The organism is Streptococcus suis (genome assembly GCF_046032115.1).
Lineage (GTDB): Bacteria > Bacillota > Bacilli > Lactobacillales > Streptococcaceae > Streptococcus > Streptococcus suis_AJ.
Window position 1 is genome coordinate 1 of record NZ_JARQOZ010000045.1, and the last position, 15,405, is coordinate 15,405.

Annotated in this window: 16 protein-coding genes; 7 read left to right on the plus strand and 9 right to left on the minus strand. The window is 40.5% G+C overall.

From position 1 onward, the window contains the following. The first annotated feature begins 156 nt into the window (after window positions 1-156). From P7J36_RS10380 to P7J36_RS10400, 5 genes are all read left to right on the plus strand, one after another. Complete coding sequence (locus P7J36_RS10380) at window positions 157-1,602, plus strand: UDP-N-acetylmuramoyl-L-alanyl-D-glutamate--L-lysine ligase (RefSeq protein WP_408552048.1); 1,446 nt, start codon at window positions 157-159, stop codon at window positions 1,600-1,602. Window positions 1,603-1,955: 353 nt separating this feature from the next. Further along, on the plus strand, window positions 1,956-2,741 hold the full coding sequence (locus tag P7J36_RS10385) for an ABC transporter ATP-binding protein (protein ID WP_105183702.1): 786 nt from the start codon (window positions 1,956-1,958) through the stop codon (window positions 2,739-2,741). Window positions 2,742-2,753: 12 nt separating this feature from the next. After that, complete coding sequence (locus P7J36_RS10390; protein ID WP_408552047.1) at window positions 2,754-3,683, plus strand: ABC transporter substrate-binding protein; 930 nt, start codon at window positions 2,754-2,756, stop codon at window positions 3,681-3,683. 13 nt (window positions 3,684-3,696) lie between these two features. After that, a complete protein-coding gene (locus P7J36_RS10395) occupies window positions 3,697-4,722 on the plus strand; it encodes a FecCD family ABC transporter permease (RefSeq protein WP_408552046.1) in 1,026 nt (341 codons plus the stop codon). After that, window positions 4,719-5,720 carry a FecCD family ABC transporter permease gene (locus P7J36_RS10400; RefSeq protein WP_408552045.1) on the plus strand — a complete coding sequence of 334 codons (1,002 nt, stop codon included), beginning with the start codon at window positions 4,719-4,721 and terminating at the stop codon, window positions 5,718-5,720. Before P7J36_RS10395 ends, P7J36_RS10400 begins: the two co-directional genes overlap by 4 nt. An 18-nt stretch (window positions 5,721-5,738) precedes the next feature. Here the strand turns inward: P7J36_RS10400 and P7J36_RS10405 are convergent, their stop codons facing one another. After that, window positions 5,739-6,221: a glutathione peroxidase gene (locus P7J36_RS10405; RefSeq protein ID WP_408552044.1), complete on the minus strand. Its 483-nt coding sequence runs from the start codon at window positions 6,219-6,221 to the stop codon at window positions 5,739-5,741. A 10-nt stretch (window positions 6,222-6,231) separates the two neighbouring features. Further along, a complete protein-coding gene (locus P7J36_RS10410) occupies window positions 6,232-6,948 on the minus strand; it encodes a pseudouridine synthase (RefSeq protein WP_105158140.1) in 717 nt (238 codons plus the stop codon). Window positions 6,949-7,086: 138 nt separating this feature from the next. Between P7J36_RS10410 and P7J36_RS10415 the strand changes: the two genes are divergently transcribed. After that, complete coding sequence (locus P7J36_RS10415; RefSeq protein ID WP_408552043.1) at window positions 7,087-8,043, plus strand: glutathione S-transferase family protein; 957 nt, start codon at window positions 7,087-7,089, stop codon at window positions 8,041-8,043. Between the two features lie 72 nt (window positions 8,044-8,115). Then, the gene (locus P7J36_RS10420; protein WP_408552042.1) at window positions 8,116-9,231 is read left to right on the plus strand and encodes a low temperature requirement protein A; all 1,116 of its coding nucleotides are present in this window, start codon (window positions 8,116-8,118) and stop codon (window positions 9,229-9,231) included. Window positions 9,232-9,319: 88 nt separating this feature from the next. Here P7J36_RS10420 and dltD read toward each other — a convergent pair whose 3' ends face one another. The 7 genes from dltD to P7J36_RS10455 form a co-directional block, all read right to left on the minus strand. After that, on the minus strand, window positions 9,320-10,585 hold the full coding sequence (gene dltD, locus P7J36_RS10425) for a D-alanyl-lipoteichoic acid biosynthesis protein DltD (RefSeq protein ID WP_408552041.1): 1,266 nt from the start codon (window positions 10,583-10,585) through the stop codon (window positions 9,320-9,322). Then, the gene (gene dltC / locus P7J36_RS10430; RefSeq protein WP_002937198.1) at window positions 10,578-10,817 is read right to left on the minus strand and encodes a D-alanine--poly(phosphoribitol) ligase subunit DltC; all 240 of its coding nucleotides are present in this window, start codon (window positions 10,815-10,817) and stop codon (window positions 10,578-10,580) included. Before dltC ends, dltD begins: the two co-directional genes overlap by 8 nt. Window positions 10,818-10,859: 42 nt before the next feature. Continuing rightward, the gene (gene dltB, locus P7J36_RS10435) at window positions 10,860-12,101 is read right to left on the minus strand and encodes a D-alanyl-lipoteichoic acid biosynthesis protein DltB (protein ID WP_029179771.1); all 1,242 of its coding nucleotides are present in this window, start codon (window positions 12,099-12,101) and stop codon (window positions 10,860-10,862) included. After that, on the minus strand, window positions 12,098-13,633 hold the full coding sequence (gene dltA / locus P7J36_RS10440) for a D-alanine--poly(phosphoribitol) ligase subunit DltA (protein ID WP_029179770.1): 1,536 nt from the start codon (window positions 13,631-13,633) through the stop codon (window positions 12,098-12,100). The genes dltB and dltA overlap by 4 nt, the downstream gene beginning before the upstream one ends. A 16-nt stretch (window positions 13,634-13,649) precedes the next feature. Further along, window positions 13,650-13,775, minus strand: coding sequence for a teichoic acid D-Ala incorporation-associated protein DltX (gene dltX, locus P7J36_RS10445; protein ID WP_002937209.1), 126 nt, complete (start codon window positions 13,773-13,775; stop codon window positions 13,650-13,652). A gap of 474 nt (window positions 13,776-14,249) precedes the next feature. Then, window positions 14,250-14,597 (minus strand): hypothetical protein, encoded by a 348-nt coding sequence (locus P7J36_RS10450; protein WP_408552040.1) that lies wholly within the window; start codon window positions 14,595-14,597, stop codon window positions 14,250-14,252. Window positions 14,598-14,706: 109 nt separating this feature from the next. After that, window positions 14,707-15,051: an SSU0592/SSU0593 family protein gene (locus P7J36_RS10455; RefSeq protein ID WP_408552039.1), complete on the minus strand. Its 345-nt coding sequence runs from the start codon at window positions 15,049-15,051 to the stop codon at window positions 14,707-14,709. Window positions 15,052-15,405: the final 354 nt, after the last annotated feature.

The following is a 15,405-nucleotide window of genomic DNA, read 5'->3' on the forward strand; positions in this document are numbered from 1 at the left end:
TACCGTGGCGATTTTTCTTTTTGAAAGTTTGAAAAGCTATGATGGGTAGGGCATAACCAACTACGGGAATGATTCGTAATCATTTTAACAATCAAAAAGCTTTTATTTACAAAGTCCCGACTTGTAAAAACCACTAGATAGGTTTACAATAGAAGCATGATTAAAATTGAACGAGTATTAGACATCTTAAAAGCGGATGACAATTTCCGCCATATCAAACAGAATAACCAGACTGACAGCACGTGGACGAATGTCCAGTTTGACGCTCTCAGCTATGACAGCCGGACTGTTAGCCCGACGACCCTCTTTTTCGCCAAGGGTTTGGCCTTTAAGAAGGAATTTCTGGAAAAGGCTATCGAGGCTGGACTAGCCTTTTACGTGTCTGAAATCGACTATGAGGTCGGCATTCCTGCTATCATCGTCCATGACATCAAGCAGGCTATGAGCTTGATTGCCATGGATTTTCATGGTCATCCCCAGAAACAGCTCAAACTCCTGGCTTTCACCGGCACCAAGGGTAAGACAACAGCGGCTTATTTTGCTTTTAACATTCTTAAACAGAGCCACAAACCTGCCATGCTTTCGACCATGAACACCACGCTGGACGGCAAAACCTTCTTCAAGTCCACCTTGACCACGCCTGAGAGCCTGGACCTCTTTGCCATGATGGCGGAGGCGGTCCAAAACGGCATGACCCACTTGATTATGGAGGTGTCTAGCCAGGCTTACTTGGTCAAGCGAGTTTACGGGCTGACCTTTGATGTCGGCGTCTTCCTCAACATCAGCCCTGACCACATCGGCCCCATTGAGCACCCGACCTTTGAGGACTATTTCTACCACAAGCGGCTTTTGATGGACAATAGCAGAGCGGTTATTGTCAATGCTGGAATGGACCATTTTGAGGTGGTGAAAGACCAAGTCAGCTCCAAAGACCATGACTTTTATGGGCCGACTTCTGAAAACCAGATTAGTCAGTCAGCAGGTTTTGACTTCACAGCGACTGGCAAATTGGCTGGCCACTACGACATCCAGCTGATCGGAGGCTTCAACCAGGAAAATGCCATCGCAGCTGGACTGGCCTGTCTCCGCTTGGGTGCAAGTCTGGAAGATATTCACACAGGGATTGCCCAAACCAATGTCCCTGGCCGCATGGAAGTCCTGACCCAGCAGAACGGGGCCAAGGTTTTTGTAGACTATGCCCACAACGGTGACAGCGTCAAGAAGCTAATTGATGTCGTCTTGGAACATCAAACAGGCAAGGTTATCCTAATCCTTGGGGCTCCTGGTAACAAGGGAGAAAGCCGCCGCAAGGACTTCGGTCTGCTACTCAATGACTATCCACAGGTTGAGGTGATCCTGACAGCAGATGACCCCAACCGTGAAGATCCAGCTGCTATTGCTGAACAAATCCGTGAACACATGACCCGTCCTAGTGACTTTATCTTGGACCGGGAAGAAGCCATTCGCACTGCCATGAGCCAAACAAGCTCTCCGAAAGATGCCGTCATTATCGCTGGCAAGGGGGCTGATGCCTACCAGATTGTAAACGGCGAAAAGGCTGCCTATGACGGTGACATCGAAGTAGCAAAACAATATTTGTAATATACGGAGGCTGGGCAAAAAGCCCAGCACCGCTTCTCAAAGTTAGTGTCAACATCTCAGCGCAGTGGTTGATTGGCTTTAACAGTCCAGTGGACTGTTAAAGGTTGGAGATAGTATTTGCGAAGCAAATCTCAGCAATTCGTGTTTTACACTCCAAATCTAACCTAATCAACTGTGCGGGGGTGGGAAAACGAACTCTTCTATGAATGGTTGAGTTCTTTCCCACTCCCTTTTTTATAACGATTCTCATTAAATTAAAATTTTCAGAAAACTCTTTGTTTTGGTAAATTTTTTTGATATAATACTGGTCGGAACAAAATATTAATGAATCATATTCTGGAAAGGAGGAGTTTGTGTCTTCTATTCAAGCGGAAAATATCCAAGTCTCTTATGACAATCGGATCATTATTGATGAATTATCAACAAGTATTCCTAAAGGAAATATAACGACGATCATCGGTGCCAATGGCTGTGGAAAATCGACCTTGCTTAAGGCGTTGACAAGGATTATCCCTGTTCAAGAAGGGGCTATCTATTTAGATGGACAAGCCATTTCACAACTGCCAACCAAAGAAGTCGCAAAAAAATTGGCCCTGCTCCCTCAGGTCTTAGAAGCGACTGAAGGGATTTCCGTCTATGAACTAGTCTCCTATGGTCGCTTTCCGCATCAAAATGGGCTGGGACATCTCACTGATCAGGATAGAGAGAAAATCAACTGGGCCTTGGAGGTTACTCAGACCGCTCCCTACGCTAGGTTCCCAGTTGATGATTTATCAGGTGGTCAGAGGCAACGTGTGTGGATTGCGATGGCACTTGCCCAAGATACGGATACCATTTTCTTAGATGAACCAACAACCTATCTTGATCTCAATCATCAATTGGAAGTCTTAGAACTTTTAAAGGAACTGAATCAAAGCCGACAGAAAACCATTGTGATGGTCCTTCACGATGTCAATTTATCAGCTCGATTTTCAGATTATATGATTGCCATGAAAGAGGGAGATATTCGCTACCATGGGTCTGTGTCCAATATGATGACAACTGAGATACTGAGGGACATTTTTAGCATTGAACCTCAATTGATGCAGGTTGCTGGTCAAGACTACCCTATTTTGCTAACTTACGATTTAAAAAAATAATAAGGAGAAAAAATGAAAAAGTTTTTAGCTATTTTTAGTTTATTTGTCGGGCTGTTTTTCTTAACAGCTTGTTCTACCTCTTCCTCTTCAACAGACGTAGAATTGTCTAGCATGCCAAAGATTGAAGGTATTACTTACCACGGTGACATTCCAAAAAATCCTAAAAAAGTTGTCAACTTTGCTTACTCTTACACAGGCTATCTCTTACAATTAGGAATTGATGTATCTAGCTATAGTCTAGATTTAGAGAAAAATAGTCCCGTCTTTGGAGACAAACTAAAAGATGTTCCACAATTGACAACGGCAGATACAGAAGCGATTGCCGCACAAAAGCCAGATGTCATTCTAGTATTTGCTGGTGATGATAACTTAGAAACACTGAAAGAAATTGCTCCAGTTATTGAAATCACTTATGGAAAGAGTGACTACTTGAAAATGCTGACAGATATTGGTCAGATTTTTGAAAAAGAAAAGGAAGCACAAGCCTGGTTAGATCAATGGGATAAGAAAGTTGCTACTGCGAAAGAGGAATTGAAAGGATTGATTGATACAAGTTCAACATTTACCGTCATGGACTTCTTCGATAAGAACATCTTCCTTTATGGTAATAACTTTGGTCGTGGTGGAGAATTAATCTATCGCGCTCTCGGTTTTGCCGCTCCTGCAAAGGTTCAAGAAGACATCATCAATAAAGAAGGCTGGTTTGGGGTATCTCAAGAAGCTCTTCCAGAATATGTTGGCGACTATGTCCTTGTTAACGTCAATGATAAAACAAAAGAAGCAGCTGCCTCTCTCAAAGAAAGTGATATTTGGAAAAATCTACCTGCTGTAAAGAATGGTCACGTCATCGAGATAGACTATAACCTCTTCTACTTCTCCGATCCGATGTCTTTAGATTTACAAATTGACGCCTTTGTCTCAGAAATTCAAAAACTTCAGTAAAAGGACTGGATATATGAACAAACTAGTAAGTTCTCGTTATCCCAAAACAAAGCCAAAGAATATTTGGCTTGTTTTTTTCATCATCTGTCTTTCTTTCATAGCTGGAGTCTATCTTAGTTTACGCTTTGGAGCTATTTCTTATAGCCACCAACAACTGATAGAAACCCTAAAGCATCCACTGACAGATTCTTCCGCTCAGGATGTTATCATCGATTTGCGCTTGCCTAGAATGGTAGCCGCCATCTTGGTGGGAGCTGCCATGGCCCAAGCTGGGGCAATGATGCAAGGAATTACACGCAATCCGATTGCCGATCCTGGCTTATTAGGAATCAATGCTGGAGCAGGACTTGCTCTCATTGTTGCCTATGCTCTATTCGGTGGTTTGCACTACAGTCAAATTTTATTAATATGTTTACTGGGCTCCTGTCTAGCAGCCGGTCTAGTCTTTGGTCTAGCTTATCAGGTGCAAAAAGGCTACAATCAACTCCGTTTAATTTTATCTGGCGCCATGGTAGCAAGTCTATTTTCTGCTATTGGTCAAGCTATTACTATCTACTTTGATTTATCAACTGCAGTGATTGGCTGGCAAGCAGGGGGATTGGTACAGGTAAACTGGAAGATGCTGGCCATCATTGCTCCTCTTATCATCATCGGCCTCATCCTTGCTCAACTCTTTTCGCATCAGCTGACCATCCTGAGTCTCAACGAAACCGTTTCTAAAAATCTAGGTCAACGAACCTTACTGATGACCTTGGTTTTGTTGGGAATTGTCCTTCTACTCTCAGCTTCTGCGGTAGCTCTTGTGGGCTCGCTTTCTTTTATCGGGCTCATTATTCCTCACTTTATCCGCATGTTTACAGGGAAAAATTACAAGCTACTCTTGCCATTAACTGCCTTTGCAGGGGCTAGTTTCCTCATCTGGGTAGATTTGGTTTGCCGTTCTATCAATCCACCTGTTGAAACTCCCATTAGCGCAGTCATCAGTATCATTGGTCTCCCTTGCTTCCTATGGTTGATTAGAAAGGAGAAACACTTTTGATAAGACATCACAACTCTCTAAAAATATTCACATTCCTACTAATCCTTTTATTTGTCATTTTCCTACTTTCCTTATCTATCGGCTATAGCAATTCATCCTTTTCGGATCTCATTGACATCATGAGTGGTCGTGCCAGTTCATCGACTCTACTTATCATTGGGCGAATTCGCTTACCTAGAATAATCGCCTCCATTATCGGAGGGGCTTCTCTGGCTTTAGCGGGTTTGTTGCTACAAACTTTGACCCGCAATCCTCTGGCAGATTCTGGAATATTAGGAATCAACGCTGGAGCTGGTCTTGTTGTGGCACTATTTGTCGGTCTCTCTTCAAAAATCAGCCCTGTCTTATTGAGTCTCATGCCTCTATTTGCTATGATGGGCGGTGGATTAACCATTTTTCTAGTTTACTGGATTGCACGCAAGAAGCTGTACGGCATCCATCCTGCACGCTTAATTATCACGGGAGTTGGAATTTCGAGCATGTTATCTGGTATCATGGTTAGCATCATCAGCCAATTAGATGACTTTAAGATGGAATACATTGTCCAGTGGCTCAGTGGTCGAGTAAATGGTGGAGATTGGAAAACTATCGCAATCTATACTCCTCTTCTTCTCTTGGTATGGCTGGCAACGTTTAGTCGAAGTCGCTCACTCAATATTATGAATCTAAACGACCAGACAGCCATGGCTTTGGGACTCCACTTACAGCGTGAAAGACGGATTACCTTGGTATTGGCTACCACCTTAGCCTCTCTTAGTGTCATTTTAGTTGGTAATATCACCTTCGTTGGTCTCATTGCTGGTCACATTGTGCGCAAATGGTTAGGAAATGACCATCGTGTCATCATTCCAGCGACTATGATAATAGGAAGCTTCATTCTACTTCTAGCGGATACCATAGGACGAGTACTACTTGTCGGAACAGGCATCCCAACCGGCATCATCGTCTCCCTTATCGGCGCTCCCTATTTTCTGTGGTTACTAAAACAAGAAGGCTAGATGACTCCAGCCTTCTTATTATTTTTCTAGGTAAAGTTCAATATCCTCTTTAAGTTTTAATGGACTAGTCGTTGGTAAATAGCGTTTGACCACGCGCCCCTGTCTATCCACCAAAAACTTGGTAAAATTCCACTCAATTCGACCTCCTAATAAGGTCGATTTTTCTTTCTTGAGATAGCGATAAAGCGGACTAGCTCCTGCACCGTTTACAGCCACTTTTGCAAATCGTGGGAAACTTGTTCCATAGTTCAAACTGCAGGTCTGATTGATTTCTTCAGCAGAACCAGGTGCCTGATTTAAAAATTGATTGCAAGGAAAATCTAATACTACAAAACCTTTGTCTTTATAGCAATTATATAGCTCCTGTAGTTCTGTGTATTGTGGTGCCAATCCACAACCTGTTGCTGTATTGACAATCAATAGAACCTGACCTTGATAATCCCGCATGGACTGGTCTGTACCATCTTGTTTTTGTACTGTAAAATCATAAATGCTCATCATTTCCCCTCCTCTAGTCAAAATAAGTGAATAAATGTTCCATTTCATTTGGAGTGAGTTGTCTGTATGCACCTCGTTCCAAATCCCCCAGCTCAAAACCTCCAAAGGAAATCCGCTTGAGATAAGTGACCTTGACACCATAGGCTAAAAACATCTTCTTAACCTGATGAAACTTGCCTTCTGCCAGTTTGATGGTCGCTCTGCTATGGTCCAAAGAAGCCTCCAAGACAGTCAAATCTGCGAGCTGGCAACGAGTGCCATCCAAAAAGGTAACGCCCGAGGCAAAGAATGTCGGAGCATCCGGACCCAAGGGACCGTTAACCTCCACATAGTAAACCTTGTCCACATGGTGGCTGGGATGAAGCATGCGGTAGCCGAGTGGACCATTGTTGGTGATGAGAACCAGGCCTTCGGTATCCCTGTCCAGGCGACCGACTGGGTAGAGACCTTCCCTACTGTCTTGCGGAGAAATCAAGTCGATGACTGTCTGATGCTCCTGGTCTGTCACGGCAGAAACGACTCCTGCTGGTTTATGAAGCAAATAATAGGCGGAACCTTCTAAGGCAACTTTTTTACCCGAAACTTGGATAGTTTGTAACTCTGGGTCAACAATCTGGCTTAGGCTTTGAGCAGGTCGTCCGTTAATCTTGATTTGCTGGGCTTTGAAAAGTTTTTTTACTTGCTTACGCGAGCCAACTTTGGCTTTCTCTAAACATTTGTCCAATCTCATGGGACTATTGTATCACAAATCATATAGCTTGACTCTTTTTGAAAAAAGTTTATAATACTAGTTAGTGATATATTTTTTTACAAAGGAAATCCAATCATCCTATTGGATTTCCCATTTCTTCAGTAAGGGAGAAAATTCATGGGACTTTTACAAGATGGCAAATGGGTGGATCAATGGTATGACACCAAGTCAACAGGCGGTAAATTTGTTCGTACTGTCACACAATTTCGCAACTGGATTACACCAGACGGACAGGCAGGCCCAACAGGAAAAGGCGGTTTCAAGGCTGAGTCTGGTCGCTACCACCTCTATATTTCTCTGGCCTGTCCTTGGGCTAGCCGAACGCTTATTATGCGAAAATTGAAGGGCTTGGAAGACCATATTTCCTTGTCTGTCGTTCATCCCCTCATGTTAGAAAATGGCTGGACTTTTGCAGACGGACCTGGCGTGATCAAGGATTCCCTCTTTAACAGCGACTATCTCTATCAGGTCTATTTGAAAGCTGACCCACACTATTCTGGTCGGGTGACCGTGCCTGTCTTGTGGGATAAGAAAACCAATACCATCGTCAGCAACGAGTCTGCCGAGATTATGCGGATGTTCAATACCGCCTTCAATGACATCACGGGCAATCAGGATGATTATTATCCAGCAGACTTGCAGGCTGAGATTGATGCTATGAATGACTTTGTCTATCCAAACATCAACAACGGTGTCTACAAGGCAGGCTTTTCAACCAATCAGAAAGTCTATGAAAAAGAGGTCAAGAACCTTTTTGCCGCCTTAGATAAATTGGAAGAGCATTTGGCAGACAAGGACTATCTGGTTGGCAACCAGCTGACAGAGGCTGATATTCGACTCTTTACCACTTTGGTGCGATTCGATCCTGTTTACTTTGGGCATTTCAAATGCAATATCAAGGCCTTGGTTGATTATCCAAACTTGTGGGATTATACCAAGCGGATTTACAACCACTCTGGTATTGCGGAGACGGTTGACTTTGACCATATCAAACAGCACTACTACGGTAGCCACAAGACCATCAATCCGACTGGCATTATTCCTGTCGGACCAGACTTGGACTGGACATTGTAAGAAATAAAGGGAGATGACAGCCTCCCTTTTCGTATGGTATAATAGGTCAGATTTTTTGAAAAGGAGATTTCCATGTCTGAAATTATCGCAAAACGCGTATCAAACTATGAATTATTTTATGATTTGGTCTTTGTCCTGGCCACTTCTTCACTGACCGGACTTTTGCACGGTGACCATATCGGTCTCAGGGAAATTCTAACTTTTATCACCGCTAACCTAATTATTATGACCTTGTGGATTAATGAGACGATTTACCTCAACAAATATGGTGAGCGAGATTTACTGGATATTTTCACTATCATCGCTTCTATGTTTGTGGTGGGGCAATTATCCCTAACCTTTAGTCATGATTTTGAAGCAACAGCCCTGCCCTTTACTATCTTTTTGATCCTGTCTTATTTGCTACTTTGCTTGCAGTACTACCTTCGTGGGCGAAAAATCGGTTTTACGGCTGATATTAAGCATAGTCTCTATATGTTTGGGATTTATTTGCTGGTATTTTTCTTGGCTTTGGTAGCTATCTACTTCAATTTCTGGACCTATGATGAAAAGAGCCTCTTGCTTTTTTATCTTCCATTTGTCATTTCCTATTTCTTCAAGGACAAACTCAGCCATGATGTGATGAACTTTCCTCATATCGTAGAACGCTGCCAGCTGATTACTATTATCACCTTTGGTGAAACAGTCATTGCGATTTTGAAAAATTATCCGATTCTAGAACTTCCTTTGGAAGGAATCCTCCTCTTCTTCGCAATGGCGACTCTGTTCATCTTCTATATTTCTCAGACCTATCTCACTATCGACCATCACCGCAAGGCAGATGCGACTGTTCTGCTATACGCTCACTTGGTGATTGTCCTTGGTTTGAATTTCTTCACAGTGGCAATGGAGCTGTTCCCTAGCCACCACAATGAACTGGCCTTGCCAATGCTGATTGTTGGAAACTTACTTTTCTACGGAGGCATCCTTTCGACTTCCTTCTATAATCAACAAATTCACCAAGTTGGTAGAAAAGGACTGTTCATCTACGGTCTGATTTTAGTGATTGGAAATGTTGCCTTACTGCTAGCTGGACATGCAAACCTACTCATCTTTATTATCCTCAACCTGCTCTCGCATGCCATGGTCGCCTATCATGTCATTCGTTTCCGCAAAGCCAACCACAGTTTGTTGGGAGAAGATATATAATCATTCAATTTACTACAGTAAAAGAACAAAAAAGCAAGGAGACTTCCTAATTCAAAGCCTTCTTGCTTTTTATTATAACTGTATCTAACTATTTCAAAAATAAGTTTAAATCTCCCTTATATGCAGCCCATTCGGAAGTTAAAAATTCTTTTTTTAACTGATAATGAACAGGTGCTTGTTGTTCTGTCAAGAATGGGTGGATATACTTATCAAGCTCCAGCCAGCCTTGCCAACCGATGTGGATTGTATCTTGCATAAAATAATCTATCCCCCCCTGCTCCGACAAATCAGCAATATGATTGAAACCTTGACTGGTCAACTGGTACTTAATCTTTGCTACTGTTGCCCGATACATATCTTTATTGAGACCAGTGTAGTTCATCCAACGTTCATTAACTGGGGGAATTACAAATAGCACATCAGTCTGATGTTTAGCAAATTCATTCAAAACCAGCTGAAAATCATTGTACTCCGGTGATTGCAGATAAGATATTTTTGTCTGGGATTGTTTGAGTTTTTTGATTTTTGACTGAAGACGATTTCTATAAAACCTATCATCAATTTGGAAATCATTTGATTGAGTAGAACGACTCCCGTCCTCATTAGCTACTTTACTCAAGTGGTCATAGGAAAAAGTCTCTGGAAGTTTCATCGCTTCCGTCTCTACCAATCCTAAATTACTACCAGAATCAGCAAAGCGACTAAATAAGGCATCTTGCTTTTCTAATAAATAGGCTTGCCAGGTCAACTGCTCTCGATCCCATTTCGACAATTCCTTACCACTAGCTACTTTTTGAAACATTCCTGTCAAACTATAGTCTGATTTAAGCTCTAAGAAACGCTTTGCTGCATATCTATCATAGTCATCCCCAGCACTTGTTTGCAGAAAATGAGTGGCTTGATCACTACTAAAATATTGTTCAAATGCCTTAGATGATGCCCCTTTTGGTGAAAACCATTGAGGAGAAACAACATAGATAGCCTGACTATTTTTTAAATGTGCCTCAATCTGTTGCATGCCAAAATATTGTGTCAGCGAAGCTGCCCCACGTTGTCCTAACAAATAGGGAATATACTCTCTCTGATAAGCATCTGCCAACACTGATGGATGCATACTATCAAAACGTGACCACTCACTTGACCCAAAGAAAGGAACAAAACGATGATTTTTGTCTCCCAGAGCCCTATTTTTCTTATATTTGCTCTTAAAACTAATATAAGACAATGCTACTGCATCTTGTTTTTCTTCTTTGAAATTTGGCCGAGAAGAACTCGGGAAAAACAACAAGGTGAGAATAACTAAAAACGTTGCACAAATCACAGGCCCAAAAATCTGCCACAATTGCTTACGCATGCATCAACTCCACAACACCAGAAATGATTTTGTTAGCTGTATTCCAATCTTCACGACCAAACTCTGAAACTGGAACTGTAATATTAAAACGACTTTCTAACTCCACAATAAGTTCTACAGTCCCCATACTATCTAAAACACCCGCATCAAATAGGTCTTCATCCATCATTTCAGATACATCTTCCATAAATAATTCTTCGATAATATTCAATATTGTTTCTTTTACATCCATTCTATATTCCTTTCTACGATTCATACAATCGTTACCTGTTGTCTACTTGAACCACAATTTATCTAAAAATCCTGAAAATATCAAGAAAGAGAACATGACCGTATGGAAGGTCACAAACATACCAGCGAAACTCGTCCAACGATTATCTGGCAGTGGTTCTTTCCCAACTTTTTTTCGAGCTAAATTAATTGATTTCGTCTTACGAATCCAAGCATCATTGATGATCAACCCCAAAGCATGAAAGAGACCATATGCAATATAATACCATGTTACACCATGCCACAAGCCCATCAAGAGCATATTTAGCAGATAGGCAACATTAGATACCGTATTTCGATTTTTGAAAACCTTATGTTTCAACAAAGTCTTAACCAGACGCATGAAGACGAAATCACGGAACCAAAAAGATAAGCTGATATGCCATCGATTCCAAAATTCCTTAAGATCACGCGATTTGAACGGTTGATCAAAGTTAATTGGGCAGCGAATACCCATAAGATTGGAAATACCTATGGCAAACATGGAATAGCCTGCAAAGTCAAAGAATAATTCAAAACCATAAAGATACATAACTCCAATAGTAGGTAAGTTAAACCATCCACCTTGATCCAAGGCTACTGCCTTTAAAGGCTCCAGTAAAGTATGCCCGATAAAATAGGCTAGAATAAACTTATATAAGAAGCCCATCATAATATAATGCACAGTCTGATCGAGCATATTTAATAACTCAGTTCGCTCTGGAATTTGTTTGTAATCTTCCATAAACCGTCTATAACGATCAATAGGACCACTCGAAATAGTTGGCATAAATAGCAAAAATTGCAGAAAACTCCCCAAACTAAATTCCGTTAGTAAACCGTCCCGCATTTCAATCACCATTCCGACCGACCGAAACGTTAAATAAGAAATACCTAAAAAGCCGAAAATTGCCCCATGCTGACTAAAAGTCGGTGCCAACTTTACCCAAGTCAACGGAAAAACAGCTAAACACACGATTAGATAGAAGACCCAGCTTTGATTTGCCCGTTGACGATAATGCTTGTAGAAAAAAATCAACATTGTCTGCCAAATAATATAGGCCAATAAAGACAGCAACTGCATTGTCTTTGTACCTGTAAACATCAAGACAATGAAGGCTAAACTAACACCTGTTTCATACAAGGGGAAACGTTTTTTAAAAAAGAGTCCTATAAAAATTGGTACTAGCGCCAAGACTAGATAGAAAAAGTACAATGGATTTCCATAAGGCTCTAACTGAGGTAGCTGTTTGAAAAACTCCATCATTGAGCATTCACCTCAGCGATCAACCCCTTAATATCAATCTTCCCATTTGCAGTCAAAGGAAGACTGTCTCGATAAATAAACTTCGAAGGCATCATATAATCCATCATCCGTTCTTTTAACTCCTGCTTGATGACCTTGGTTAACTCCAACTCTCGATCGAACTGCTCCATAATCCCTGCTTTAGGAACAACATAAGCTAACAGATTTTGCACTTTATGGTCAGCATTATAACGTGGAACAGCCACCGCAGCCTCAATGTAGGTTGATTTATTTAAGTGTTGGGCAACTTCTTCCAACTCAATACGATAACCATTATATTTAATTTGGAAATCCATACGTCCGCCATAGAGTAACAGACCTTCATTTGTCATTACACCCAAATCCCCAGTATGATAGGCCTGTAAACCGTCAAACTGGAAAAATGCCGCCTCGGTTCTCTCAGGATTATTCAAATATCCTTTAGAGACAGCAGGACCTGATACAACAATTTCTCCCTGTTGACCATTCGGTACTACTTGACCATCCTCATCCAAAATAAAAGTTGGCGAGTCTGGTTTGGTATAACCAATCGGCAAACGTTTATAATTCACCAGCATCTCATCAGTTATGGCAACTGCTGATAAGGCGACTGTAGCTTCGGTCGGTCCATAAGCGTTAACAATCACAGCTTTTGGAAAACGTTCGCGGAGCTTCTGAGCTGTTTTTACAGTTAACTCCTCTCCGTCAAAATAGAAATGCGTCAAATCTGGTAAATGTTCCCCATCGAACTCACGAGATAGCAAAGCCATATCTACAAATGATGGTGTCGAAGTCCAAATTTTAAATGGCAAAGTTTGAATAGCTGCAAATAAAGTCTTAAAATCCAAAGTCAACTCTTTCGGTAGAGCAAATAAGGTCCCACCAAGGGCAAGCGTCGGAGCCCAATACATAACCGATAAGTCAAACGAATAGGAAGGTTGAGCCAACATTTGTGGTCGCTCTGGTAGCGCAAACTCCTTATCCCTTATCATCCAGTTAGTAAAGCTGAGCAAATTGTCATGCGAAATTTGCACCCCTTTTGGTTTACCCGTCGTCCCAGAAGTGAAGATAATATAGTAGGTATCATCTCCGCTTACAGGATGCATCAACTGATAAGTCGATTTCCTCTCAAAAATGGCCTCCACTTCAGACAAACCAAGCACTGGCAAACTTGTCTCTATCGGAAAGTCTGCTACCGCAAATACCAAACTCGGCTCTGCTATTTCCAGAATGGCTTCAATCCGATCCAAAGCAGAATGACTATCTACAGGGATATACGGATGACCAGCCTTGGTTAAGGCAACAAAGATTGCCAACATCTGGTACTCCTGCCCGCCAAAAACAAGGACAGGAGAGTTTGCTGGTAAATCCAAACTATCAATATGGGCTGCTAAAGAATCTGAATCTGCCTTTAAATCCCCATAACTATACAACTGTCCTAGATAATGGTAAACAGGGTAGTCAGGATTTTCTGTTGCAAAATGCTCTACCCGCTCTAACATGCTGCTAATCATTTTTTTACTCTCCTCCTTAAAACTCATTATAGATAAACCCTCCCTGTCCAATGTCTAAATAACTATACAGATACAAAAGTAGTAACAATATAAAAAAATAGAACAGGGTTCTACAGATAAATCGTACAACTGGATGTTGCATGTTCTATCTCCTTCCATCTCTTATTCTTGTGAATTGCTTTAAATACAATGTCTAGTCAATCTTGACTTACTTCGAACTCATTCCATTCATTAAATGATTAATTTTAAATCAACCCATATTTTACCATAATTTTGTCAATTTATTTCTTTTTTCACTAAAAAATACAAGAATATACCTGTTATACAAAGACTGTATTTTTTATCAATGCAATGTAAAAAGTTTAGAACAATTACAATATCCTAAACTTTTCACTCTTTAATTTATCTAAGAAAAATTACAACCGAGACCCAAGAAATATGGAATTCGTGTCAACATCTCATCCGCAAAAAATGTGAGGTCTATTACATAATTTCTTGCACAATCTCTAATTTAGATGCCTAAATCTCTCCAATATTTCATACGCTTTTCATTTGAATAAAAGCTCACATGAACCACTGTTCTCTATCCATATGAAGTCAACAAAAAATAGAAATCTTAGCTAAAAATATTTTTGACAAAAGTTGTAAAACGATTCCAAAGATCCCAAAACCATGAAGAGTTTTCAGGAGTCTTTGGCTGTTGTGTTTTAACTGTTCCAATAATACTTATCTCTTGATTTTTGAACTTGGTATTTTCAAATTTTGCTTGTATCTTAATATTATTTAGATTTCTATCTCCAATCGCTTTTTGAAGTTGCTCATCCGTAATCGGTTTGTGTTTTCCTGCTACAGTCTGATCAGCAGTTACTTTCTCCTCAGCATGCACCGTTGTCCCAATAACAGAGGTAACTGCAAGAGTTGTAATGAGTGTTAAAGCTGCTAGTTTTGAATTAGCTCGTTTCATGTAGTGTCTCCTTTTACAAAGTACTAGTTTTTTTAATATGAAGGTTTATAAATTAATTGCGCTAAATATTACAAGATTATGAACATTTGAATAACACTTTAATTATTGACTATTTAAATCCAAATAATCTTTGTATACCAAAACCTTCACGAAATCTTTTGAAAAACAGTTTGACTTTGTCCCAAAATTTCCAATGCCAAGGCCCGTTCAAATTTTTTGGATTAGTATTCTGACTACTAATAGATTTCACCATAATTCCTTCATTTTCAATGAAATTAGATGAAGATTCCAATTTCATAAACACTCCTTCGCTCATTGGTTTCAGTTCTCCAGATGAAGTGACATGGTAATCTTTTGCACCAGCAGTTACGCCACCTGCAGTGCTCATCAGAAGAGCAAGAGCCATAGCACACAGACCAACTTTATAACTACGTTTTGTTACAATACGTTTCATTTTTGAAATGTCTCCTTTATACAATATTCGCCCTTTTTTTAGACAATGTAGTGCCAGTATAGCACAAAAAAATAACTCAAAAACCAACTTTAGAGAAAGATTATATAAAAACCAGAAAACTACCTGAAAAAAATGAAAACGTTATACGAAACGTAGAGAAAATGATACTGTTTCGCTCATTTCACTTGTCCCTATCAATTTTCAACATGATAAAGGATAGCAATACCTCTTGTTGAAATTTTCTCTCACATACAACTTAATGTTATAATCCATTCAATATATAGTCATTTAGTTTTAAAATAGTATTCCAAAGAATACTCAACCGATTGACATCTCCTCAATAACTCAGCCACT

Bases quoted from the DNA above. Each gene is read 5' to 3' on its own strand.
- P7J36_RS10420 (WP_408552042.1), top strand. From the start codon at position 8,116: ATGTCTGAAATTATCGCAAAACGCGTATCAAACTATGAATTATTTTAT.
- dltX (WP_002937209.1), bottom strand. From the start codon at position 13,775: ATGCAACATCCAGTTGTACGATTTATCTGTAGAACCCTGTTCTATTTT.
- P7J36_RS10405 (WP_408552044.1), bottom strand. From the start codon at position 6,221: ATGATGAGCATTTATGATTTTACAGTACAAAAACAAGATGGTACAGAC.
- dltA (WP_029179770.1), bottom strand. From the start codon at position 13,633: ATGATTAGCAGCATGTTAGAGCGGGTAGAGCATTTTGCAACAGAAAAT.
- P7J36_RS10390 (WP_408552047.1), top strand. From the start codon at position 2,754: ATGAAAAAGTTTTTAGCTATTTTTAGTTTATTTGTCGGGCTGTTTTTC.
- dltC (WP_002937198.1), bottom strand. From the start codon at position 10,817: ATGGATGTAAAAGAAACAATATTGAATATTATCGAAGAATTATTTATG.
- dltD (WP_408552041.1), bottom strand. From the start codon at position 10,585: ATGCGTAAGCAATTGTGGCAGATTTTTGGGCCTGTGATTTGTGCAACG.
- P7J36_RS10415 (WP_408552043.1), top strand. From the start codon at position 7,087: ATGGGACTTTTACAAGATGGCAAATGGGTGGATCAATGGTATGACACC.
- dltB (WP_029179771.1), bottom strand. From the start codon at position 12,101: ATGATGGAGTTTTTCAAACAGCTACCTCAGTTAGAGCCTTATGGAAAT.
- P7J36_RS10410 (WP_105158140.1), bottom strand. From the start codon at position 6,948: ATGAGATTGGACAAATGTTTAGAGAAAGCCAAAGTTGGCTCGCGTAAG.
- P7J36_RS10380 (WP_408552048.1), top strand. From the start codon at position 157: ATGATTAAAATTGAACGAGTATTAGACATCTTAAAAGCGGATGACAAT.
- P7J36_RS10395 (WP_408552046.1), top strand. From the start codon at position 3,697: ATGAACAAACTAGTAAGTTCTCGTTATCCCAAAACAAAGCCAAAGAAT.
- P7J36_RS10455 (WP_408552039.1), bottom strand. From the start codon at position 15,051: ATGAAACGTATTGTAACAAAACGTAGTTATAAAGTTGGTCTGTGTGCT.
- P7J36_RS10450 (WP_408552040.1), bottom strand. From the start codon at position 14,597: ATGAAACGAGCTAATTCAAAACTAGCAGCTTTAACACTCATTACAACT.